The 21,467-nt window shown below is 44.0% G+C and carries 21 protein-coding genes; 6 read left to right on the plus strand and 15 right to left on the minus strand.

Features of this window, described 5'->3' with window-relative positions:
- Positions 1 to 4: 4 nt before the first annotated feature.
- The 4 genes from LN893_RS00830 to LN893_RS00845 all read right to left on the minus strand — a co-directional run bounded on the left by LN893_RS00830 (position 5) and on the right by LN893_RS00845 (position 5,519).
- On the minus strand, positions 5 to 3,316 hold the full coding sequence (locus LN893_RS00830; protein WP_229967337.1) for a DUF4175 family protein: 3,312 nt from the start codon (positions 3,314 to 3,316) through the stop codon (positions 5 to 7).
- Between the two features lie 144 nt (positions 3,317 to 3,460).
- On the minus strand, positions 3,461 to 4,222 hold the full coding sequence (locus LN893_RS00835; protein WP_229967339.1) for an exodeoxyribonuclease III: 762 nt from the start codon (positions 4,220 to 4,222) through the stop codon (positions 3,461 to 3,463).
- Positions 4,223 to 4,727: 505 nt separating this feature from the next.
- A complete protein-coding gene (locus tag LN893_RS00840; protein ID WP_229967341.1) occupies positions 4,728 to 5,072 on the minus strand; it encodes a hypothetical protein in 345 nt (114 codons plus the stop codon).
- Positions 5,073 to 5,165: 93 nt separating this feature from the next.
- Positions 5,166 to 5,519, minus strand: a complete 354-nt coding sequence (locus LN893_RS00845; RefSeq protein ID WP_229967343.1) for a carboxymuconolactone decarboxylase family protein — start codon at positions 5,517 to 5,519, stop codon at positions 5,166 to 5,168.
- Between the two features lie 84 nt (positions 5,520 to 5,603).
- Here LN893_RS00845 and LN893_RS00850 point away from each other — a divergent pair, with 84 nt between their 5' ends.
- Entirely contained in the window at positions 5,604 to 6,290 is a 687-nt protein-coding gene (locus LN893_RS00850; protein ID WP_229967346.1) for a ComF family protein, read from the plus strand.
- A gap of 168 nt (positions 6,291 to 6,458) precedes the next feature.
- Positions 6,459 to 6,896, plus strand: coding sequence for an STAS/SEC14 domain-containing protein (locus tag LN893_RS00855; protein WP_229967348.1), 438 nt, complete (start codon positions 6,459 to 6,461; stop codon positions 6,894 to 6,896).
- Positions 6,897 to 7,154: 258 nt separating this feature from the next.
- Here the strand turns inward: LN893_RS00855 and LN893_RS00860 are convergent, their stop codons facing one another.
- The 3 genes from LN893_RS00860 to LN893_RS00870 form a co-directional block, all read right to left on the minus strand.
- A complete protein-coding gene (locus LN893_RS00860; RefSeq protein WP_229967350.1) occupies positions 7,155 to 7,628 on the minus strand; it encodes a DUF4265 domain-containing protein in 474 nt (157 codons plus the stop codon).
- A gap of 74 nt (positions 7,629 to 7,702) precedes the next feature.
- A complete protein-coding gene (gldJ, locus tag LN893_RS00865) occupies positions 7,703 to 8,950 on the minus strand; it encodes a gliding motility lipoprotein GldJ (RefSeq protein WP_229967352.1) in 1,248 nt (415 codons plus the stop codon).
- A 63-nt stretch (positions 8,951 to 9,013) separates the two neighbouring features.
- Positions 9,014 to 10,024 carry a PorP/SprF family type IX secretion system membrane protein gene (locus tag LN893_RS00870; protein ID WP_229967354.1) on the minus strand — a complete coding sequence of 337 codons (1,011 nt, stop codon included), beginning with the start codon at positions 10,022 to 10,024 and terminating at the stop codon, positions 9,014 to 9,016.
- Between the two features lie 127 nt (positions 10,025 to 10,151).
- Here LN893_RS00870 and LN893_RS00875 point away from each other — a divergent pair, with 127 nt between their 5' ends.
- Positions 10,152 to 13,157: an AsmA family protein gene (locus tag LN893_RS00875; RefSeq protein WP_229967356.1), complete on the plus strand. Its 3,006-nt coding sequence runs from the start codon at positions 10,152 to 10,154 to the stop codon at positions 13,155 to 13,157.
- Positions 13,158 to 13,600: 443 nt separating this feature from the next.
- Here LN893_RS00875 and LN893_RS00880 read toward each other — a convergent pair whose 3' ends face one another.
- The 3 genes from LN893_RS00880 to LN893_RS00890 are packed head-to-tail and all read right to left on the minus strand — an operon-like array spanning position 13,601 to position 14,915.
- Positions 13,601 to 14,077, minus strand: a complete 477-nt coding sequence (locus tag LN893_RS00880; RefSeq protein ID WP_229967358.1) for a DinB family protein — start codon at positions 14,075 to 14,077, stop codon at positions 13,601 to 13,603.
- Positions 14,078 to 14,082: 5 nt separating this feature from the next.
- Positions 14,083 to 14,475: a DUF6970 domain-containing protein gene (locus LN893_RS00885; RefSeq protein ID WP_229967360.1), complete on the minus strand. Its 393-nt coding sequence runs from the start codon at positions 14,473 to 14,475 to the stop codon at positions 14,083 to 14,085.
- Between the two features lie 59 nt (positions 14,476 to 14,534).
- Complete coding sequence (locus LN893_RS00890; RefSeq protein WP_229967362.1) at positions 14,535 to 14,915, minus strand: diacylglycerol kinase family protein; 381 nt, start codon at positions 14,913 to 14,915, stop codon at positions 14,535 to 14,537.
- Between the two features lie 375 nt (positions 14,916 to 15,290).
- Here LN893_RS00890 and msrB point away from each other — a divergent pair, with 375 nt between their 5' ends.
- Positions 15,291 to 15,770, plus strand: a complete 480-nt coding sequence (gene msrB, locus LN893_RS00895) for a peptide-methionine (R)-S-oxide reductase MsrB (protein WP_229967363.1) — start codon at positions 15,291 to 15,293, stop codon at positions 15,768 to 15,770.
- 207 nt (positions 15,771 to 15,977) lie between these two features.
- On the opposite strand, the gene msrA (LN893_RS00900) is transcribed toward msrB, so the two are convergent.
- The 3 genes from msrA (LN893_RS00900) to LN893_RS00910 all read right to left on the minus strand — a co-directional run bounded on the left by msrA (LN893_RS00900) (position 15,978) and on the right by LN893_RS00910 (position 18,482).
- Positions 15,978 to 16,523: a peptide-methionine (S)-S-oxide reductase MsrA gene (gene msrA, locus LN893_RS00900; RefSeq protein ID WP_229967364.1), complete on the minus strand. Its 546-nt coding sequence runs from the start codon at positions 16,521 to 16,523 to the stop codon at positions 15,978 to 15,980.
- Positions 16,524 to 16,666: 143 nt separating this feature from the next.
- Positions 16,667 to 17,821, minus strand: coding sequence for a PQQ-dependent sugar dehydrogenase (locus LN893_RS00905; RefSeq protein ID WP_229967365.1), 1,155 nt, complete (start codon positions 17,819 to 17,821; stop codon positions 16,667 to 16,669).
- Positions 17,822 to 17,945: 124 nt separating this feature from the next.
- A complete protein-coding gene (locus tag LN893_RS00910; RefSeq protein ID WP_229967366.1) occupies positions 17,946 to 18,482 on the minus strand; it encodes a DUF1440 domain-containing protein in 537 nt (178 codons plus the stop codon).
- Positions 18,483 to 18,675: 193 nt separating this feature from the next.
- Here LN893_RS00910 and msrA (LN893_RS00915) point away from each other — a divergent pair, with 193 nt between their 5' ends.
- Positions 18,676 to 19,320 carry a peptide-methionine (S)-S-oxide reductase MsrA gene (msrA, locus tag LN893_RS00915; protein ID WP_229967367.1) on the plus strand — a complete coding sequence of 215 codons (645 nt, stop codon included), beginning with the start codon at positions 18,676 to 18,678 and terminating at the stop codon, positions 19,318 to 19,320.
- Between the two features lie 30 nt (positions 19,321 to 19,350).
- Here the strand turns inward: msrA (LN893_RS00915) and LN893_RS00920 are convergent, their stop codons facing one another.
- Complete coding sequence (locus tag LN893_RS00920) at positions 19,351 to 19,665, minus strand: peptide-methionine (R)-S-oxide reductase (protein ID WP_229967368.1); 315 nt, start codon at positions 19,663 to 19,665, stop codon at positions 19,351 to 19,353.
- A gap of 329 nt (positions 19,666 to 19,994) precedes the next feature.
- Between LN893_RS00920 and LN893_RS00925 the strand changes: the two genes are divergently transcribed.
- Positions 19,995 to 20,948, plus strand: coding sequence for a hypothetical protein (locus LN893_RS00925; protein ID WP_229967369.1), 954 nt, complete (start codon positions 19,995 to 19,997; stop codon positions 20,946 to 20,948).
- 71 nt (positions 20,949 to 21,019) lie between these two features.
- On the opposite strand, the gene LN893_RS00930 is transcribed toward LN893_RS00925, so the two are convergent.
- The gene (locus LN893_RS00930) at positions 21,020 to 21,418 is read right to left on the minus strand and encodes a methionine-R-sulfoxide reductase (RefSeq protein ID WP_229967370.1); all 399 of its coding nucleotides are present in this window, start codon (positions 21,416 to 21,418) and stop codon (positions 21,020 to 21,022) included.
- Positions 21,419 to 21,467: the final 49 nt, after the last annotated feature.

Below are 21,467 nucleotides of genomic sequence, written 5' to 3' on the forward strand. Positions count from 1 at the left end.
CGTTTTATTTGCTAATGTTTTGGAAGTACTCGTTTACCTTTTGCTTATAGTATGGTGAAAGCGCTGGAGGTATTGTCTTAAGTAATTCCGTCTGTTTTTCTTTTGCTTTTAAATACTTTTCAAAAGAAGCTGGCACTTTGCGCTGTGTATTTTGTGCCGTTTTAGCTTCACGTTTGTTGTCCAGTTCACGATCCTTCATCGACTTTTCTGCCTCAAGCAGGCGAGTCAGTATTTCGCGCTGGCGCATGATGGTTTGTTCAGTCAAACGCTTATTAACGAGATCAGTCTCGCTTTGTTCCATCATCTTACTAATATTTCCGAGATTGCCGTTTTCTCCTTTTTCACCAGGGCTTTGCCCCTGCTGTTTTTCCATTTCTTTTAAGGCATTTCGGAGAGCCTCCTGCTCAGCAGCTAATTTAGCTAATTCTTCAGATAGTGCCTTACCTGACTTGCCACCTTTTTTCAATTCTTCTATTTTTTTATTCAATTGCTGTTGCATCTGGCCCATATCGCCTGGCTTCGGCTTGTTTCCCTTCTGTTTTCCCGCCATGCTGCCGTTCATTTGCTGCATGGCCTCCTGCATTTGCTTCAATACATCGTTCAGCATAAGTGCCAGGTTATTCATGCTCGTCATGGCAAGCTGTTGTTGTACGGTGGCTTTTCCAACGTTGCGGTCTTTGATCTGCTGCATGCTGTTATCCATGCTCTCGTTCATCTGAGCCACCTCACGTGTAACAAACGATTCTATCTGAAACACCTTTTTCGACAAAGCATAAAGGCTGTCTTCAATAACTTTTGAATTGTCGCGAAGGCTAAGTTGCTGCTGCGATAGGTTTATAAAGCGCGGGTCACTTTGGTTCACACCACGGAACTGCTTCATCAGATCTTCCTGATCAAAAGAAAGCTTGATAAGGTTCTCAAGTATGTCACGAAGACCATCCAGGTTCTGCTGCATACCATCCATGCCTTGGCTATCCATCATCTCTTGCATCTTTTTCGCCATCTGCTTCATCTGCTCCCCTGCCTTCTGCTGTGAATCGCTGGCTTTTTTATTCTGCTTTTTCTGGAGTTGCTCCTGGCTTTGCTGCATCTGCTCTTCTATGCTTTCCTGGTCCTCCTTCTGTTGCTGCTCATCCAGAGAGTTAGGGTTATCAAGCTTTTTGTTCAGCTCATTCATCTCCTCCATCTCTTTCTTCATTTCCTCAAATTCTTCCTGAAGCTTTTTTTGCTCCTCCTGCAACTGCTCGTTATTTGCCTGCTTCTGTTCTGTTTTCTCGGCCAGGTCCTGCTGCTCTTTAGCCATTTCCTCTAGCTGCTTGGTCATATTACCAACCTTTTGCTCTAGCTGTAGTTGCTTAAATAGCTCCAGGGCACGCTCTAGCTCACGCTCTAAATTGCGCTCGCGGTTGTCAAGCTTGCTCAGTAGTTTCTGTAGCTCGGGGTCGTTGGCCTGTTTTTCCTGCAGAAGTTTCTCCAGTTCTTCGTAAAGTTTCTTTGTTTCAGGATCAAGCATTTCGTTCATGAGCTTCTGCAGTTCCTGTGCTTTTTCAGCCAATTGCTTGTCCTGCTCACTCAGCATGTTCTGCTTTTTATTTAGTTGGTCGAACATCTCCTTCATAGAGTTAATGTCCTGCTCCAGCTGCTTTTTCTTTTGCACCAGTTCCTCGAGCTGCTTCTTATCCTGCCAAGTAAGGTTGCGCTTCGTCTTCAGTTTGTCTTCTGATTTGGCAACATCTTCTTTCAGTTTAGAGGCTTTCTGTAATGACTTGCTCATCTGGCTGGCTACAGATTGTGCGTTGCTGTCAAGTTCTTTCTGCAGTTCGCGCTTATCGGGTACCTTTAATTCGAAGGTGCGGGTGCGGGCGCTTTTAGCACCATGTATACCATCGTTGTCCCACACTTGCACATAATACTCTAGCTTGTCGCCAGGTTGCATGTTAAGGGCGGCAGTGTTCCATTGGTAGTAATAAGCTTGGCTCAGCTGCTGCGCGTTTAGCGGCAGTGCTTGGCTTTTATATTTTGCGTCAGGATTTTTATCGTTGCTGATGCGGTAGATAAGGGCGAGTCTGGTTAAGCCGTAGTCATCCGATACATCGCCGCCCAACACCATATAACTATAAAGTGCCGTATCCTGATACTGCTCCAAGCTGATCTGAGGGTTGCGATCTGGAATAGTGGTAACCTGGTAGCTGATCTGCTCTTTGTTAGAGCTGTGCTGGTTCTGCAGCTTGACACTGTAGTTCTGGCTTTGGCTAAACTTCTTGCTAACTCTAAAGCTGCTGCCGTCTTTTTCAGCAACCAGTTTTTCGTTGGGTTCTTCAAAAGTAAGATTTACACTGTCGGTTTCGGTGGCAGAGAAGTTCCAGGTAATGGTGCTGCCTTCAGGAACGGTAGTGCTGCCTGTGTTCTGCACCACCTCTGGCTTGCGCTTCAGGTAGGCAGGGTAAGCCACTTGCATACTAAAATCTTTCAGGTTAGGGCGGGAAAGCAACTGTAAGTTATATTCATCCGACATAAAGCCTGAACCTTCCAGTTGAAACGCTACAGACTTCTGCGGTTGCTTAAAAGTATAGGTATAGCCATCGGCACTTTTGGTGAGTTTCTGGCGGCGGCCGTTATAGTTAATGTAAACCTCATGGGGTACAGAGGTGCCCTCCACTCCTACTTTTAAGGTATAGTCTTCGCCGCGGTAGGTTTGCAGTTGGTTGTTCTGCACCACAAACTGAAAAGGCGCGGCAGGTGCGTAAAACTTTTTATAGTTGATGATGCGCTCCGTTCCCTGCACAAAAATGGCAGGATATACTAAGGCAATAAGCAAGGCAACTACTGCGGGCAAAGCAACATACTTTAGTAGTGGCTTATTTTCCTGATAAGTAACAGCCTCTTCAAACTTGAAGGAAGAAAGTTGGCTTGTACGTTGTTCCAGACTGGCTGCGATCAATTCATTTGTCCTGTCGAAATCCTTCAGTTGGATCGCATTCAGCAGTTTGTCTTTTATTTCGGGATAGTACTGCCCTACCCGCTCAGCCGCCTGTTCATCGGAGAGCAGTTTTCTCAGCTTTGTTATAGCCGAAAGCGGTAAAGCGATCCAACGGACAAAAACATAAATAACAATGGCCACGAAAGAGAAGAGCAGGAAGGCTCTTACGTAAGCTGGGAAGTAGAAAAGGTATTCCAGCAAACTATAGATAACGTAGATAGAAAGGAGCATGCCTACAGCAAAAATGCTACCCCTAAGCAACAGGTTTAGGTAAAACTTCTTTTTGTAATCCTGTAGCTGCTGTATCAGCCTGTCGAGTGCATTGTACTGTTCCATGCTCTTCTGCTCCTATTCTTTATGTCAAAATAGCTCAAGGTATAAGTTAAGATTAAATCTCTAACTCGTTAAGCTATAGTACGAAAACTTCCTGATTTGCTCTAAAATACTAACTATGAAAGCTTGTGCTTTAGTATATAGTTCCTACTCGATCTCCAGCAGCACAGGGCAATGGTCAGAGTGTTTGGCTTCGGTTAAGATTGCCGCCCGTTTCAGCCTATCCTTCAGGTTGTTAGTGGCCATATTGTAATCGATACGCCAGCCCAGGTTTTTGTTGCGTGCTCCTGCACGATAGCTCCACCAAGTATAGTTGTGCGGCTCAGGGTTAAAGTGCCTGAACGAGTCTACAAAGCCACTATCTATTAACTTACTCATCCAACTGCGTTCTTCAGGTAAAAAACCAGAGCTATTGGCGTTTGACTTTGGGTTATGTATATCTATAGGCTGGTGGCAAATATTATAGTCGCCGCTTACTACCAATCCTGGTAATGTTTCTTTTAAGTCGTTGATATAGCCGTAGAAGTCGTCCATCCACTGGAACTTGAAGTTCTGACGTTCTTCACCACTAGATCCGGAAGGCATATAGACGCTCATCACCGAAAAATCATCGTAGTCTGCGCGCAGTACTCGGCCCTCATTGTCGTAGCATTCTATACCACAGCCAACTTCTACATGCTTTGGTTTTTCCTTAGAAAGTATAGCCACGCCGCTATAGCCTTTTTTAACGGCTGGGTGCAGGTAAACGTTGTAGCCCATGTCCTCGAAAAGGGCTTTATCAAACTTACTTTCGTCCGCCTTAATCTCCTGTAGGCAAAGCACATCAGGGTTTGCCGCCTTCAGCCAGTCTTGGAAGCCTTTGGTAAGAGCGGCACGAATGCCGTTCACGTTATAGGTTATAATTTTCATACTATTTCTTGCGACACATGTAGCACGTATCAAGACACAATACCTTGATCGCGTTTGGTATGTCGGTTATAAATTTCTGTTCTATACTTATTTTGATTTTCCTCTTGAGTCGCGGGTTAAGAGGAAGAGAGATGATGACAGGAGGATCAGGTTGATGAGCTTCAGTTTCATGGTTTTTATTCTTGATATGTGGTTGTAGTTAAAGCCTACCCACCTCTTCCAGGAGTAGGGTTTTCATTCTATTTTGTTGTCATCCTGAAAGGATCTTGTCGGCTAATGGTAAAGGCTTAACCTCCCTTCAACTAAGTTTCTTAACAGAATGACAGCAGGTTTTTACCTTATAAGTTAGAATGAACGACCTTACTCCTATGAAGGGGATCAACCAACTACAGGAGAAAATTCCCCTTCATAGGGGTTCCTGGAGGATTAGGTATGAATTTACTTTTAGCTCACGTTATTCAAAATCGTTGAACTTAACTCGGCACACAAAATACGAATGTCACACCTAATCCAGTTGATCGAAATACTCCAGTATATGCCAGCGGAGCATCTTGTCCTGCTCCTTCAGGTTTGCAAAAGGTATTGGTTTCACGGATTTATAGTGTGGCCAACCTTCTTCGTCTACATGCGACAATTCGTAGTAGCCCGACAGGCTAAATACTTTGCAGGTAGCGATGTGCATCAAGTCCTGCTTCTCTTCTTTTGTAAAGTTGCTGATGCCTCTGCCCAACTCCTGTATTCCGATCAGGAAAAGAATGGCGTTCAGGTCGGGTTTTTTGCCGAACTGCTTCATCAGCGCCGCCCGCAGGTTGGTCCATCTATGTTCAAAATTATCGGATTGCTCTATCATCTTTATTTTCAATTGTTAATTGCCGATTGTTGGTATATCTGCTCATGCTTAATTTGTAAATACAATCAGCCACCAACTATTAGCAAACTAACTTTAAGACGCGCTTTCCTGGTTCTTTAGTTCCTCCCAATACTCCACAGCACGGCGGAAGTGTGGGATCACAATAGAGCCACCTATAAGATTGGCGATGGAGAACACTTCAAATATCTGCTCGTCGTTTACGCCTTCTTCATGGCATTTGCCTAAATGGTACTTAATGCAGTCGTCGCAGCGCAAAACCATAGAAGCCACCAAGCCTAGCATTTCTTTCGTTTTCACATCCAGAGCACCTTCCATGTAGGTGTTCGTATCCAAATTAAAGAAACGCTTTATTACTTTGTTGTCGTAAGTCATAATACGCTCGTTCATGCGCATGCGGTAGTCGTTGAATTCTTCTATAAGACTCATTGTTGTTATTTTAAGTAGAAATAAAGTATAACTATAAAGTTAGATTAAATTATCAAGAATACCTTAAACCAGCGCCTCCTGGAGGTGTTTGATGACTTGTTGGCCCTGCTATACCCTGAAAGCTGCTACGCTTGCCAGGGAGCATTGGCTCGTGGAGAGAAATTTATCTGCACCGACTGTAGCGTGAAACTGCCTTATACCGATTTTCATGTACATGGCGCTACAGAACGGAACCCACTACAGCGGCGTTTCTGGGGAAAGGTACCCGTACGGTTTGCATTTGCTTATTTATACTTCAGACCAAAGGGCAGAGTGCAACGCCTGCTGCATCAGTTAAAGTACAGAGGAGCGCAGGAGCTAGGCGAGCACCTAGGCAAACTTTACGGTTCCCTCCTCTCCGACCACCACTACGCTACCGAGTTCGATTTAATTTTGCCAGTGCCGCTGCACAAACTAAAGCTTCGCAAGCGCGGCTACAATCAGTCTGATGCCTTTGCGAAGGGTTTGGCTGACGCTATGCACTTGCCCTGGAGCAACAAAATATTGATTAGAAATGTAAATACCAGCACGCAAACCCAAAAGACTCGCATTGATCGCTGGCAAAATGTGGAGCAGGTGTTTCAGGTAAACCAGCCATCAGAAGTAAAAGGCAAAAGAATATTGTTAGTTGATGACGTAATGACCACAGGAGCTACTTTAGAAGCATGTGCTATAGCATTGCTGGCAGAAGGAGCTACGGAGATTAGTGTGACAACAATAGCTTCGGCCTGATTTTTGCTGTAACTATTGTTCCTGATAAGATAGGAGCTTTGCCTATATTGTAAATATAAGACGCTGGAAACCATTGAAGTTTCTCTGGTTGCTTACTAATAGACAAGTTTCTAGGAACTATAGGTAGATGAATAACCTTATAGACACTAAAGTAGAGGCACACAAAGGATGGCACAAGAACTAAAAAATTCTTTTGGAAGAGTTTTTTTGAAAATTGAAAAAGACGAGCGAAACAAGTGGATCCATGTAAATTGGATGGGCTACCTGACTGCAGAAAATATAAAGACTGGAGCAATAGCTTATACAGAAGAACTGGCTAAGTCAGGCTATAATTGTGTATTGAATGATACAAGGTTGATACTTGGCTCATGGGATCATTCTTTAGATTGGGTTGTAAATGAATGGGCACCACGTGCTGCCCGTGCAGGTTTAAAGCATTTTGCCATGATTGTAACCCCCGAAACGTTTGCAGAATCTACGGCCTCTAACTTTTACTCCCGTTTAAAAGCGTTTCAAACACAGGTTTTTGATGAGAGGCCAAAAGCTGAAGAATGGCTAAAGCAGTTTTCCCTAAATTCCAGATCAAGTTTTAAGTTCTCTAATTAGTTACTTTATTTGATATCCATAATAGAGAAGCCCTGCTATTAGTAGCAGGGCTTCTCTATTATGGATGGTGCTCTTACAATTGATCTACCAGTTTGTACTAGCGCTCCCTCCGAGGGGTACAGGAAGGATTTTACAACTGCAGATATTTCCTGAGTCAGTTACTCCTTCGCTTCACAAGCATTAAAGCCCCTTTAGTCCCCTCAAAGGATCAGTCTATCAGGCATGTTATTTAGTTATAACAAATGTTTTGACGCAGCTTTAAGATGTTTGTCTCTGATGAATTTCAGATAAACTTGGTTCAGCATACTCTATTATCTCCTCTTCTTCCAGTTTATCAAGTTCTGCTTTTGCCAGGCTGTAGTCCGCATTAAAAGGAATTTCTAAGGCAAAGTAATGTTCGTTTAGCTTTTCAGATACGCAGCCGAGCTTGGTGAAAATATTCCTTACTTCTTCTATGTCTTGGGCATCATTAGTTACCACAACATGTATTGTAGAATTGCCAGATGCTTCAACGGTATTTTTGTATACTAGCCTTTGATTTTCTTCATCGAAAGTAGCTAGCACTACATCATTAGTGGCTATAAGTGGCGCATAAAACGGAAGGCTGTCAATTCGGTAGTGTCCTTTTTCTTTGTCAACTACAACTGCCCAAAGTGGCTCCTCCATTTCCTTGTCAAATATTTCGCTGAAAAACTTGATGGTTATTTCTTCGTGTTGTGAAGTATTATTCATTATGCTTGCTTGGCTATAAAAGTAAAAAGCCCAGAACTGCTTCTGGGCTTTTTGTATTGCTATAATATGTTTGACTATCTGCTTGAACCAGCGTTAATCATGGCGCAACGGAAGCCGATAGTAGCTGATGCTGAATCCTGGTGTGTGAAACGACGTGTGCCTGGAGATAACCAATAAGCTACGTCTTTCCAAGAACCACCTTTATAAATACGAACCTCGTCAGATAACAGAGAGTGCTGCGGATCATAGAATGTGCTATCATCTTTCGCACCATCTCTACGGAATGGGTTCATATCTTCAACATCCTGGAAAGAAAGCGGACGGTACACATCTTGTACCCACTCGTTTACATTACCAGCCATGTTGTAAAGGCCGAAATCGTTTGGAGGATAGCTGTAGATATAATCTGTGATCATGGCGCCATCATTAAGCGAACCTGCTATACCTGCATAGTCACCACGGCCACGCTTGAAGTTAGCCATAAATTGGCCCATTTCTTTACCGTAAGGATTACGTACCTGGTGGCCATCCCATGGGTAAAGTCTTCTGTTGTTTTGGTTTTCGTCTTCAGAATACTGTGTTCCGATCATTGCCTGTGCTGCATACTCCCACTCAGCCTCTGTTGGTAGGCGGTAGTTCGGCAATACATAGCCAGATTCGATAGATGGTTTTGGTTTTGCTTCTTCGCCCTCTACAGGTTCAGGTGCGCTTCTTCTTCCGAAAAGACCACGGCCACCATTACCGCCTTCGGCTTGCATGGCCAGGTTCTCGTTAACCTTAGCTGTACGCCAGATGCAGAAATCGTTAGCCTGTAACCAGTCTACACCAACTACTGGCCAGAAACGGAAGCCAGGGTAACGCAGGTAGTAAGTTACAAATGGGTCGTTAAAAGAAAGCTGTCTTGACCAAACCTGTGTGTCAGGAAGTGCTGCTGTATAAATAGAAAGGTCATGAGCAGAGTCTCTTTTTAGAGAGTGCAGGTATTCCAGCCAGTGAATATTGGCTACCTCTGCCTCATCCATGTAGAAAGATGCTACCGTTACAGTACGCTCAATATTATCGCGTGTTAAAGCGATATCTTCTTCCATTGAACCTAATGTTGTACGGCCTCCTTCAATAAATACCAATCCAGGTCCTTGCGGAAGTTCTGCAAAATCATTTACACGATAATAGGACGAATCTTCATCATCGTAGCTATAGGCTATACCTGTAGCCGTGCTATAGTCACCAGGGTTAGTGCTGGATGGTTGCCCTCCTCTATTACAGGCTGCCAGCATCAGGCCTCCTACAACCACACTTGATAAATACTTAATAAACTTCATAAAATAGCACCTAGTTTAGAAAAGGTTCTTGTAAGGTAATTTAGTTTGCAATTATAGATAAAATTAAAATGCAGGGCAAATAATATGCTTGATATTTTTGTACTTTAAGCGGCTAGGAAACAATTTGTTAACGTCTAATCGTTCAAAAATAAGTGAAATTTCATTTGCTCCTCCTGCTTGCCTGCTAAAGCCGCTAATACCTACATCGTGGCTAAAGCCAACTTTAAATTGCTCCAGCTGCAAGCCTGCTATTAGAGCAAGCGTTTGGTCTTGCTCTAAATCGCTAACTGGCACACCTTTATATACAAATCCTAACGTGAGAGGCGTTAAGATAGTATACAAACCTATGTCTGTTCTGCTAAAATTTTCTTGCCTGGTATAAGTTACAGCAGGTGAAAAACTTAGCTCAAACAACTTGCCCTGCTTAACGTAAGATCGTGCATAAAATTTATAACCAGTATTTGCCGTAAATTGTATAGGCAGTTTTGTGTTTTGGCCAAAGCCATAGCTGGGTTTGTTAAGCTGCGCAGCCGTTAAACCAATCCAGAACTGATCTGTAAAAGCCAAACCCCCTACAGATACGCTCAGGTAATTAGTAGGTTCAAAGCTATTAATTTCGGCAGAGGTAACAGCCACCATACCGTTATCAGATAACTGATCGCCAAAGACGAGGTTATCATAACTGAGGGCTAAAGACGTTATACTAGCCTGTAGCCCAGCTGCTATGGCCCATTTCTTAGTAAAAGTCGTATGATAGCCATAACTCAGCGCCGCATGCAATTTCCGAAGACCGCCTATACCTGCACGGTCTTGCTGAAGAATTAAGCCTGCTGCTCCTTTCTGACCAGGTATGCTAAAATCGGCTGTGAGTTGGTTTGTAACGAAGGAGCCATTAAGAGCAGGCCATTGGTTTCGGTGGGCAAAAGAAACACTCCAGTCGTGGTTCAGGCCCGTAAAAGCAGGATTCAGATATAACCTGTTGGCATACTGCTGCGTGAACTGTACGTCCTGTGCGTTACTTACCAGGCTGTACAAACAATACATTAGAAACAGGCACGCCTTTTTTATGCTCATGTTTATACTAAAGCTATCTCGTGCACGCTTTATACTTGAAAATTTAGTACAATTAATTTTGTGCACGATTTTAGCTATAAATTATATAGTTTAGCTTTAACATCTATTGCATTTACAAACCACCTATATGAAAAAAGTAGTAATTGGCTTTTTTATTTTTATTGCCCTGTTGTTTGCTGCAGCAGTGCTGGTACCCATTCTTTTCAAAGATAAAATCAAAGAAGCCCTTGACAAAGAAATAGCCAAGAATATTAATGCCACCGTTATTTATGAGACTGATGATGTCAGTCTTTCGCTTTTACGTGACTTTCCTAACTTTTCCTTAGGTATAGATAATCTTACCGTGGTAGGAAAGGATTCTTTTCAAACGGACACTCTGGCACAAATTCCTTCTTTTAGAATGGGACTGAACCTGATGAGTGTTGTCAGCGGCGATGAGTTGAAGGTAAACTCTATTACCTTAGACGAACCCGTTATACGACTTATTGTGCTGAAGAGTGGAAAAGCCAACTGGGATATTTTTATTGAGGATACCACCGCCGTGGAAACACCCGCCGATACAGCGGCCTCAGATTTCAGTATAGCTATAAAAGGCTGGGAAATTAATAACGGTACACTTTTCTACGATGACCTGACTATACCCTTTGGCATAGCAGCCTATAATGTAAACCATACAGGTAGCGGCGACTTTGAGCAGAACGTGTTTGATATGGAATCGCACACCACCTCCGACCGCTTTATCATGACCTATGATGGTGTGAACTACATCGAAAACGGCAGACTGGCAGGTGATGTAACTATGGCTATGGACCTGGATAAATCGCTTTATACTTTCAAGGATAATAACATTAGGTTAAACGAACTACCCTTTAAATTTGACGGCACCATTCTGATGCCTGCCGATGACATTGACTTGGACCTAACCTTTGCAGCCACCGAAACGGATTTCAGAAATGTGCTGTCAGTGGTGCCAGGTATGTATACTGAGCAGTTTAAAGATATTTCTACAGAAGGTAAGCTTAGCTTTGACGGTTACCTGAAAGGCCGCCTAAACGACACGTTGATGCCTGGCTTCGGTACGGAGTTGAAGGTTATAAATGGTATGTTCAAGTACCCCGACCTGCCGCAGGCTGCTCGTAACATTAACGTGGACATGAGCATCGACAACATAGACGGTAACGTGGACAACACTACTATAAATGTGCGCCAGTTTCATCTGAATTTAGGCAAGAATCCTGTAGATGCTAAAGTGCTGGTACAGGGCCTTGAGCCGATGCAGGTAAACGGAAATGTGAAGGCAAGTATAGATTTGGATGAAATTACAAAGGTGTTTCCCGTGGAGGGCCTGACGCTGCGCGGCCTGCTGAAAGTAGATGCCGATGCCAGAGGTACCTACAGCGAAACCAGTATGCCTGTCATCGACGCAGATTTTAACCTTACCAACGGCTATGCTAAGTCGAAGGATTTTCCTGCGCCTATCCAGAGCCTGAACATGGTAGCTAACGTGCGCAACACCACTGGCAACACCGACGATACCCGTATCAACATAGAAAAATTTAACATGAATCTGGATGGCGAACCGCTGGAAGGCCGTGTATTGGTGGAAGGTATAGACAAGCCCGCTTTTGATGCCCGCATAAAAGGCATACTGGACCTGACGAAACTAACAAAGATTTTCCCGCAGGAAGGCATGACCGTATCAGGCCGTATAAATGCTGATGTGGCTGCGAAAGGTAAGATGAGTGATGTGGAGGCTGAGAAGTATAATAACATCACAGCCACTGGTACCATGGCCATCAATGACCTGAATTATGTAAGCACCGATTTGCCGCAGGGCATAAAGATCAACAGTGCCAATGCTAAATTCAACAACGAGCGCATTAACCTGGAGAACCTGAACGGCTACCTCGGTAAAAGCGATTTTAAGGCAAACGGCACTGTATCTAATTACTTAGGCTACACGCTAGCCGATAACCAATCGCTGCGCGGCAACTTTAACCTGAGCTCCAACACATTTGATGTAAACGAGTGGATGGTGGATGAGAACACAGGCGAACCAACAGAAGAAACCGCTACAGGCGTAGTGGAAGTGCCTAAGAACTTAGATGTGACTTTAAATGTAGATGCCAAGCAGGTACTTTACAGCAACCTAAAACTTAATAATTTGGGTGGCCGTGTGAGACTAAAAGATCAGGTCGCTAGCCTGGAGCAGGTACGTTTTAATACGCTGGGCGGTACTTTTGCCACTAGCGGTAGCTACAATACCCAAGACCTGCAGCAGCCGCTGTTCGACTTTAACCTGGATATTAAAAATCTTGAGTTCAAAGAGGCCTTCAATACCTTTAATACCATACGTGCCGTAGCGCCAATTGCTGGTTTGCTGGAAGGTAGGTTCTCTACAAACTTCAACTTTGCTGGTGTGCTGGGCCAGGATATGGTGCCTGTGTTCAACACCATGGATGGCAAAGGAGTAATTGACGTTATAAAAGCCGCTGTGCGCGATGTGCCTGTTATAGAAAAAATCAGCAACCTGACCAACATTGAAGAACTGACAAACCTGGTAGTGGAGAACCGAAGGCTAAAGGCTCAGATTGTGAATGGCAGCTTGGTGGTAGAGCCTTTTGATGTGCAGGTTGGAAACATTGATATGAAAGTAGGCGGTTCGAACAACATCAACGGCCAGATAGATTATGTAGCTGCTTTAAATGTGCCAACTGGCAAAGTGGGCCGTGAGGTAAATGCTAGGTTAGCTAGTATGATTGGAAGCAATGTGCAGGCCGCTGATCGTGTTACGCTAAACCTGAACATTGGCGGCACCTTGAAAGAACCTAAAGTGGCTCTGGCTGGAGGATCTGTTAAAGATCAGGCTACAAGCATTGTACAAGATGCAGTGCAGAGCAAAGTAAACGATGCCAAAGGCCAGCTAGAGCAGCGCAAGCAGCAAGTGCAGGACAGCCTGCAGACAGAGCTGAACAGAAGAAAGGCCGAAGCCGAGCAGAAGGCACGTGAGGAGCTGGAAAAGAAGCGCCGCGAAGCCGAAGAGAAGCTTAGGAAGCAGGCCACAAATAAAATAGGTGATTTGCTAAAGATGGGAACCAAACCCGCCGCTAAGCCAGATACTACAAGTAATTAGAATTTAGATACTAGATTTTAGATATTAGAGAAAAGTCTCTCTTTGGAGGGGCAAGAGAATGAGAGGCAGTTAGATTGTTCTAGCTGCCTCTCTTTGTTTTAGAAGATTCTGATAAGCTGTACTTTCAGAATGCTTGGCTAAGGTATACCGCCAGTTTGAGCGAAGCGGTAACTGGCGGTAGTGTATGATAGCAAGTTTATAACTTGCAGGAGTATGGATGTTGAGTAACGCCAGTCACAGACTTGTCTCATGCATGCACAAAGCCACAAGTTGCACTGTCGCTAAACTTGCGGCATGGTTATATAACATATTGTTGTAGGTGCAATCATTCCCAGCTGGTTATAAAACTTCAGCAGGAATAGCTATAAGCAAAGAAGGAGCAACTGGTACAACAGCTGCTCCTTCTTTGCTTAATCTAGAGTTTAATATCTAGTGTCTAATATCTAAAACACTTGTCCCATCAGTTCACGCACATACGTCACGTAGTCTGTGTTTGGCGGGTTATGGCCGTTTTTGCGCAGGTCTGTGGCAGTTTGCGCACGATGATAGGTAGCGTGGTTAAAAGCGTGTGTCAGGATGTCGAGCACGCGTGTGCTGTACTGGTTGCCAAGGCTGTTGCTATAGTCGATCAGGCGGTTGAATTCGGCTTCGTCGGCGTTTGCTACTAGTTCTGCGATTTTGTACGAAGAATACTCGTGCAGCTTCTTTAACTCCTCCAGGTTATGCTCCTGCCATACTTTTACAGGGCTTTCTGTGCCAGTGATGCGGGCAATCCAAATGGCTTGTGCGTTAAGCGCGTGGCTGAATAAACGAGCGGCGTTTGCAGGCACCTCTGGTAGGCTGCTGAAAACATCGAGCATAGTTTTGTTTGCCCAGATGTTATATTCCGATAGGTTTTTGAGTACGTCGTTTCCTGTCATGTTATTTATGGTTGTCGGTTATCTTTCCAAATTAGTTTCTCATTCGTTCGCTTCTCAAAGAAGTCGGTGCAGCGACCATCTCCCCTGCCTGTTATGCCTCCGTCTGGTTCACATAGTACGTTGCCGTACATATCGTATACTTTGCCAGGTAAATCGCAGCAGCGGCCAGTAAGGTAAAACACCTCCTGATCGTTATAAGTATAGCGATAAATTTTGGCAGGCGGATCAACTGGCTTTTCCTGTTGCAACTGCTGTATCAACTCATTTAGCCACGGTGCACTCTGTGCATTCACTACTTCACGGTCTGTTATCTGAAGCGATATACCTGGCTTGCAGGCACTCATCAGGCAGATAAGCAGCAGGAGTATGCTCTTAAAGTATGATTCTTTTGTACCCATGCAGCTGCACAGCGCGTTTTGTCGCAAATGTAGCAAACCAGCTTCTGTAAACGAAACTTCTAAAAGTATGGGTTTACGAAGTCCAGCAGATAAGGTACAAAAACGATAAGCCCAATGATAGCAGCAGTAATAGAAGCCGCCAATACCGCACCAGCTGCCAAGTCTTTTGTTTTACCAGCCAAATCATGCCATTCAGGCGATACTAAGTTGGTAAGTGTTTCTATGGAGGTGTTAATAATCTCAGCTGTAAAAACCAGCCCAATACAACCGACAAGTGCACACCACTCCGTTTTCGTTACGTCAAAAAAAAAGCCCGCTATTACTACACCTATAGCTGACAGTACATGCAGGCGCATGTGTGGCTCTGATCTAACAGCAGAGTTCAGGCCCCGTAAGGCAAACTTAAAACTGTTGTACCGTTTCTTGAAGTATGTCTGCAAAGGAATTACGAATTTCTAATTACAACTTATGAAGTAGGTATACTTGGCTAAGGCTTGCCTGGTTGAACTAAAGCTTACCCATTGCTTTTTCCTGCTTTAGCTGCAACACATTGAATTTGTAAAAATAGTTAGTTAACAGTTAGACCTGCAGTAAATTTGCCGTTGTTGTGTGTTTTCAAATATACTTAACATTGGTAACGGCTTTTCGCTTGTTGGTGAGAACACGCAGCAAGGGCATAATGCTTGATAAGTTATTGTCAATGAATAAGAGGTAAAGGTCTTTTGTTTCATGCCCCAAATCACAACTGAACCTAACTGTTAACCCACCTGTTTTTCATAAGAGCAATAATCATCTAACATCTAAATTAATACCTTATGCTGCGCTGGATTGACGTGATAAAGTATGCCAAGTACAGTAATCCTGAGCCATACCGCCGAGTGGAGAAAACAGAGGAAGAGTGGCAAGGGCAACTAACACCTGCACAATACCAAGTGGCACGTGAAAAGGGTACGGAAAAAGCTTACAGAAATGCTTATTGCCGTTCGTATGAGCCTGGAGTGTATGTCTGTATAGGCTGCGGTGAGCCTTTGTTCGACTCAACAGAAAAGTATCACGCTATTTCAGGTTGGCCTAGCTTCACGCAGCCCATCACCAAAGGTGCCATAAAATATGCTTTCGATGATAGCCACAACATGCACCGCATGGAAGCCATGTGCAACGTGTGCGACTGCCATTTAGGCCATGTCTTCCCCGACGGACCCGAGCCGACTGGTTTGCGGTACTGCATCAACTCTGAAAGTTTGAACAGGATAAACAAAGAAGCGTTAGCTACCAATGAGGTAACTAACGCTTGATGTATACTTCTGATGAAGCTCAGCCTTTACTCTTAAATTGTGCTGCTAAAGCTGCCTAACAGCAGCCGTTGTTGTGTGTTTTCACCAACAACCAGAATAGTGTTCAAAGTTAGGTTTACTACTTCTCCCTTAGTTGTTGGTTAAAAGACGCAACTACGGCGAGGGCCCTGGGTTCTGCCAAAGCCTTGATGCCTGATTGCCTCACTCCTACTTCTCGCTATACTCAGCTTTCAGCTTGTTCTTAAACACCTTTCTGAACTTCTCTACTTTCGGGCGCACTACAAAACTGCAATAGGGCTGAAAGCCGTTTTGGTTAAAGTAGTTCTGGTGGTAGTCTTCTGCTGGATAGTACTCAGGAAGTGGTTCTATAGTGGTAACAATAGGATCGGCGAAAGCGCCAGAAGCCTCTAATTCCTCCTTGTATTTTTCTGCCAGCTGCTTTTGCTCTGCGTTGTGGTAAAAAATAACCGAGCGATACTGCGTGCCAATGTCATTGCCCTGGCGGTTTAAAGTTGTTGGGTCGTGGGTTTCCCAAAATACCTCCAGTAGTTCGTCGTACGTTATTTTCTGCGGATCGTAGGTGATCTGAAGTACTTCGGCGTGGCCTGTGTTGCCTGTGCAAACCTGCTTGTAAGTAGGGTTCTCTACATGTCCGCCTGCATAACCCGATTCAACTTTCTCTACGCCTTCTAATTGCTGAAACACAGCTTCTGTACACCAGAAGCATCCGTTTCCAAATGTTGCTATATCCATGGTTGTTTTTTGTGTTGAGGTGAAGCCTACTGTTGGCTTCACTGTTCTTGCTTTAAAGGTCCTGCTGCAATGCTAGAGCCTTTGAAGTAACACCGATAGGGCAAAAAGTGTACCACCTCAAACGGTGGCAGTCTACATACTCATTACTTTGCTTTTTGGCTGAGCCTGTATACTTTGCCGTTCCTGCCATGGCTAAGCAGCAGCAGTTCGTTATTCTCATCGACTCCGAAAGATGACAAGGCAAATCCTGTTGTTAGCAGCAAGGCATTGTCGGCCATGGTACCATCTTTTTTCAGCGTAATAGCCCAAACTTTTCCTGTTGCATAGTCGCCGTAGATATATTTGCCTTGCAACGCAGGTATGTTCTTACCTCGGTACACAAATCCTCCTGTAACAGAAACGCCTTCAGAGCGCTTGTACTCATGTATGGGTTTTATCAGCCCAGTTTGGTCACAGTTGGAGGATGGGTTATAGCAATCAGTGCCTTCCATAACACGCCAGCCGTAGTTGCCACCTTTCTGAATGATATCTATTTCCTCCAATTTATTCTGCCCGACATCAGCCGCCCACAGCATACCTGTTTCTTTATCGAAGCTAAACTTCCAGGGATTACGTAGCCCGTAAGCATAGATTTCCTCACGAAAGCCTTCGGAGTTGTTGGCATAAGGGTTATCGGCAGGTATGCTATACTTGCGGCTACCCGAGGTGCTGTTCACATCAATCCGAAGAATTTTGCCTAGCAGTTTTGTTCTGTCCTGGCTGTTGTTCTCAGGGTCGCCGCCGCTGCCACCATCGCCTACCGAAATGTATAGGTAACCATCAGGACCAAAAGCAACTTTACCGCCATTGTGGTTCGAGTAAGGTTGCCTATAGGTTAGTAACACTTGCTCACTTTTCGGATCTACCCGCCCCTTGTTACCTGCTGCTACAGTAAACCGCGAGATTCTGGTTTCTAGCGGATCGCCAGCCGTATAGTTTACATAAAAGTAGCGGTTGTTCGCGAAATCAGGGTGGAAAGCCAGCCCCAGTAAACCTCTTTCTCCACCAGAAACCACTCTGTCTGAAATGTCCAGGAGCAGGTTTTCTTCAGATGCTTTTGCCTCTTTGCTGGGAAGCTGATAAATTTTTCCTGCCTGACTAACGACATATAGTTTGCCCTGTTCCGCTACAGCTTCTACAGGTCTGTCAATTTGTACATCAGGGTACACCTCCTGAAGACTGTACTGGGCATCGGCAGGTTCTGAACAGCTAATCAGAAGTACAGCAGCTATAAAATAACCTAAGAAGTTATATCTCATAAAGAGTAGTTTCTAATTTTAAAGAAGTTAATACAGTAAACAGGATGAGCAGGCTAATGTTTGGTTCTCTACAAACATTAGCCTTTAGATGCTCAACGCTGTTGTATATACTTCTTAAATTATATTATGCAGGCGTAACTCTATCTATTAAACGGAGAGCATTGTCTGTTGTAACACCGTATACCAAGTGGTCTACAAATCCACGGGCATGTGCTTGCCACGGATAAGCAGTAGGCCCTGAGCTAAAACCAGCCAGTGGTGCCGCAAGCTCATCTACCAGCGCAAACACTATTATTCCGAATGCCGAACCACGCCAGTAGCCAAGTTTATCGGCTTTGTGGTACAGAGTACCGTATATAATGCCAGGCAGTATTCCAAGTATAACCTGTACTGCTTTGCCTGCTGTGTCTAACTGTTGGTCTGTAAGTTCTACACCCATGGCATCTGAGGCTTTTTTCGCCATTTCGTGCGGAACATAATTACCTTCTATCTGTGCCTCTTTCTCTTTTTTGTACGCCAAAGGATTCTCGTTTTTATAGAGATACCAAGAGGCTTTATACATTGCAAACATTCCCACAGCTCCAGCTATGGCTCCTTTTAACATTCCTACGGCTATACTTTTCTGATTCTTCGACATATCTTTCACGCTTTCTGTTTTCATAGTTTATACTTGTAGTACGACCTGCTACCAGAGGAGTTGGTAGAAATTAGTTGGTTTTAGTTTACGTAACGTGCGAATACATGCGAATACAAAGGATGAAGGGGAGGTTCTTTAGTAGCAGAAAAGTCTAGCCTGGTTTAATTTGAACTATAGTGTTATAGCTTTGTTTTGAAACTATAAAGCCCAACCTCTTATGAACCACACTAATTTTGAGACGGCAACTTTTGCCATGGGGTGCTTCTGGAGCCCTGATGCACTGTTTGGAAGCGTAGGTGGCGTTGTGCGTACGCGAGTAGGCTATGCGGGTGGCACCACCGCAAACCCCACCTACTGGACGCTAGCCGATCATATAGAAACGGTGCAATTTGATTACGATCCTGCCCAAATTAGTTACCAGGATTTGCTCAACATCTTTTTCGCTAGCCACAAAGCTACCCGAGAACCTTGGAAAAGGCAGTACATGTCGGCGGTGTTTTACCACAGCCAAGAGCAGGAAAAGCTTGTAACAGAGGCAAAGCAGCAGGAAGAAGAGCAGCTAGGAAAGCAATTGTTTAGTGCTATTTATCCTCTTAAAGCATTTTACCTGGCCGAAGACAGGCACCAAAAGTATAAACTACAGCGGCAGCCTTTGCTGCTGGAAGAGCTGCAGGAACAGTTCACAACTTTTTCTGATTTTGTGAATGCTACCACCACTGCAAAAATTAATAGTTACCTCTACGGCCATGGCAACAGAGAAAAGCTTTTGCAGGAAATTAGTAGCTTCGGCCTATCCCCAGTTGCCCAAGAATTGCTGTTGCAAAATGCAAATGCACCCAAAGAGATAAGGTGCAACGGGTAGAGCTCTATAGCAAAAGCTTAGGGAGTGAGATTAGGTTTTTTGTTTCAGTCGTATAGCATCGGCATTAATACAATACCTTACGTTGGTAGGTGTTCTGCTATCTTCGAAAAGGTGGCCAAGGTGCTGCTGGCACTGGCTGCATAGGAGCTGTATTCTGTGCCTGCCGTAGGTATCGAGCGGTTTGTGCTTTACATGGTCTTCTATCTGGCCCCAGAAGCTGGGAAAACCTGAGCCTACATCAAATTTCTCTTCTGGCAGAAACAGACTATTGCCACAATTGGAGCAAACGTATGTTCCCTGCCCTTCTGTTTGCAGTGTTGGTTCTATCTTCTGGTTTCTGACCATAGCTTCTGTTTTACAAGCTTATGTTTATAAGAATGTACAGCTTGTAATGTTGCAATGTTGTGTGCTACGCTAGTCACTTCCAAACTTAAATCCACCCCTATGTCCTCCCGAGAGGTCAATTTTTATAGGTGCAACTTTTATTCCCCTCCTTTGAGAGGCTAAAGGTGGATTAGCTTTTAACACAAAAAAGCTCATCACGACAAGCAAATTTCTTAAAAAAGAATTTTCCTTTCTTTTTGATATAACTAAAAATTTAGTTTACTTGTGTATAGTTAAGCTGCTGCAGCTATTGTGTTGTGTACTAATGTTATATTCTTAAATATAAGTTCATGGAAAAGCACTTTTATACCTTGCTCTGCTTCTTTGTTACCTGGGGCTTATCGTCTTGCACCAGGGATGTTTACAAAAGGCCGATGACAGTTGATCGGATAGAGTTTAAAAACCTGGCAGGCGCGGAATACGAAGAGAAGTTTCAGAAGATTAATGAGTGGCAGATGCTCATGCTCGATTCTGTTCGGGAGCAAAACAACTCTTTTGTGATTGACACCGATTTAAAAAAGAAGTTTCATAAGCTAAACTATACCTTAGAAATGTCTTTGGAGAAAATGGTGATTGAAGACAAGCCAGGCCTGTACTATCAGCTGCTCTTTACGCCCAACAGTGGCATTGGGAGGTTGAAGACGGGCCAGTTACATAATAGATATGTAGAAGTGAAGCTATATTCTCCTGAGGAAAACTTCTTTATGCATGGGCCTATATTTTACAGAGACAGCATTACGATAGCGGGTGCATCCAGAAGGTTTATGCCTGCGCATGAGTTATTTGCACCTGTTAATCCTGATGTGCCAGACAGACCTACAGTAGCCATAGATACTATCCATTTTGCCTCCGTTTTTAAGAAGCGGCAAAAGAAATCGCTGATGCGTATTTTTAACAACGCTTTTGTGGCTAGTCAGACGAGACACAGATCTAACAAGAATACTTTTATTTTCTATCCAAACGCCCTGCCTAAGACGAAGTATAGCGCTGCGACACATAGCTTTACTTTTGATGTGATAGATAACAAAGCCGCAAATGAATTTCTGATTAAGATGAACTATAATGGCCCGAAAGATCCTAAACTGCTCTCAAGGCAGGAAACGATCAATCGCGAAGACTTTTTGAACGGGCATTATTATGAGGCGGCAGCCAAAGTAAGAGGTATGGTAAGTATGGCAACGCTTTTGTTTAACAGCAACGCCTTTATTATGCGTTCTAACGGCACTTTAGAGAAAGGTGATTAAGAAAGTGTGCTAATAAATTAAGGATACAAACCAAAAGGGCAGCTGCGTTTTCACAGCTGCCCTTTTTAATGCTATTGCTTTTTCAGTTCCTCTGCAGGTACAAAGGTAAGTGAGAGGGAGTTTACACAGTGTCGCAGGTTCTTCGGGGTCAGGTACTCGCCCTGGAACACGTGGCCTAGATGGCCATCACAGTTGGCGCAGACAATTTCTATGCGTCTTCCGTCAGCATCAGGTACGCGCTTTACGGCTCCTTCTATCTCGTCATCAAAGCTTGGCCAGCCACAATGCGACTCAAACTTAGACTCCGAAGTATATAGCGGCGCATTGCAGCGCTTGCACAAGTATAAACCCTCGGCTTTGTGGCTGTCGTACTTGCCTGTGCCTGGGTATTCGGTGCCTTTGTGTACTATAATGCGTTCTTCGTCTCTTGTAAGCTTGTTATATTCTGATGGGTCTTTCGCTACTTTCATATCTATATTTTGTCTGATGGTTCTATAAGTCGTGTATACTTATGTACAA

The sequence above is a fragment of the Pontibacter harenae genome (assembly GCF_020907245.1).
Classification (GTDB): Bacteria; Bacteroidota; Bacteroidia; order Cytophagales; family Hymenobacteraceae; genus Pontibacter; species Pontibacter harenae.

What these genes read in the sequence shown, in the direction of transcription:
- LN893_RS00910 (WP_229967366.1), bottom strand. Translation starts at nt 18,482, where the DNA reads ATGAAAACAGAAAGCGTGAAAGATATGTCGAAGAATCAGAAAAGTATA.
- LN893_RS00855 (WP_229967348.1), top strand. Translation starts at nt 6,459, where the DNA reads ATGGCACAAGAACTAAAAAATTCTTTTGGAAGAGTTTTTTTGAAAATT.
- LN893_RS00885 (WP_229967360.1), bottom strand. Translation starts at nt 14,475, where the DNA reads ATGGGTACAAAAGAATCATACTTTAAGAGCATACTCCTGCTGCTTATC.
- LN893_RS00835 (WP_229967339.1), bottom strand. Translation starts at nt 4,222, where the DNA reads ATGAAAATTATAACCTATAACGTGAACGGCATTCGTGCCGCTCTTACC.
- msrB (WP_229967363.1), top strand. Translation starts at nt 15,291, where the DNA reads ATGCTGCGCTGGATTGACGTGATAAAGTATGCCAAGTACAGTAATCCT.
- LN893_RS00920 (WP_229967368.1), bottom strand. Translation starts at nt 19,665, where the DNA reads ATGGTCAGAAACCAGAAGATAGAACCAACACTGCAAACAGAAGGGCAG.
- LN893_RS00870 (WP_229967354.1), bottom strand. Translation starts at nt 10,024, where the DNA reads ATGAGCATAAAAAAGGCGTGCCTGTTTCTAATGTATTGTTTGTACAGC.
- LN893_RS00930 (WP_229967370.1), bottom strand. Translation starts at nt 21,418, where the DNA reads ATGAAAGTAGCGAAAGACCCATCAGAATATAACAAGCTTACAAGAGAC.
- LN893_RS00840 (WP_229967341.1), bottom strand. Translation starts at nt 5,072, where the DNA reads ATGATAGAGCAATCCGATAATTTTGAACATAGATGGACCAACCTGCGG.
- LN893_RS00860 (WP_229967350.1), bottom strand. Translation starts at nt 7,628, where the DNA reads ATGAATAATACTTCACAACACGAAGAAATAACCATCAAGTTTTTCAGC.
- LN893_RS00845 (WP_229967343.1), bottom strand. Translation starts at nt 5,519, where the DNA reads ATGAGTCTTATAGAAGAATTCAACGACTACCGCATGCGCATGAACGAG.
- LN893_RS00875 (WP_229967356.1), top strand. Translation starts at nt 10,152, where the DNA reads ATGAAAAAAGTAGTAATTGGCTTTTTTATTTTTATTGCCCTGTTGTTT.
- msrA (WP_229967364.1), bottom strand. Translation starts at nt 16,523, where the DNA reads ATGGATATAGCAACATTTGGAAACGGATGCTTCTGGTGTACAGAAGCT.
- LN893_RS00905 (WP_229967365.1), bottom strand. Translation starts at nt 17,821, where the DNA reads ATGAGATATAACTTCTTAGGTTATTTTATAGCTGCTGTACTTCTGATT.
- msrA (WP_229967367.1), top strand. Translation starts at nt 18,676, where the DNA reads ATGAACCACACTAATTTTGAGACGGCAACTTTTGCCATGGGGTGCTTC.
- gldJ (WP_229967352.1), bottom strand. Translation starts at nt 8,950, where the DNA reads ATGAAGTTTATTAAGTATTTATCAAGTGTGGTTGTAGGAGGCCTGATG.
- LN893_RS00925 (WP_229967369.1), top strand. Translation starts at nt 19,995, where the DNA reads ATGGAAAAGCACTTTTATACCTTGCTCTGCTTCTTTGTTACCTGGGGC.
- LN893_RS00880 (WP_229967358.1), bottom strand. Translation starts at nt 14,077, where the DNA reads ATGACAGGAAACGACGTACTCAAAAACCTATCGGAATATAACATCTGG.
- LN893_RS00830 (WP_229967337.1), bottom strand. Translation starts at nt 3,316, where the DNA reads ATGGAACAGTACAATGCACTCGACAGGCTGATACAGCAGCTACAGGAT.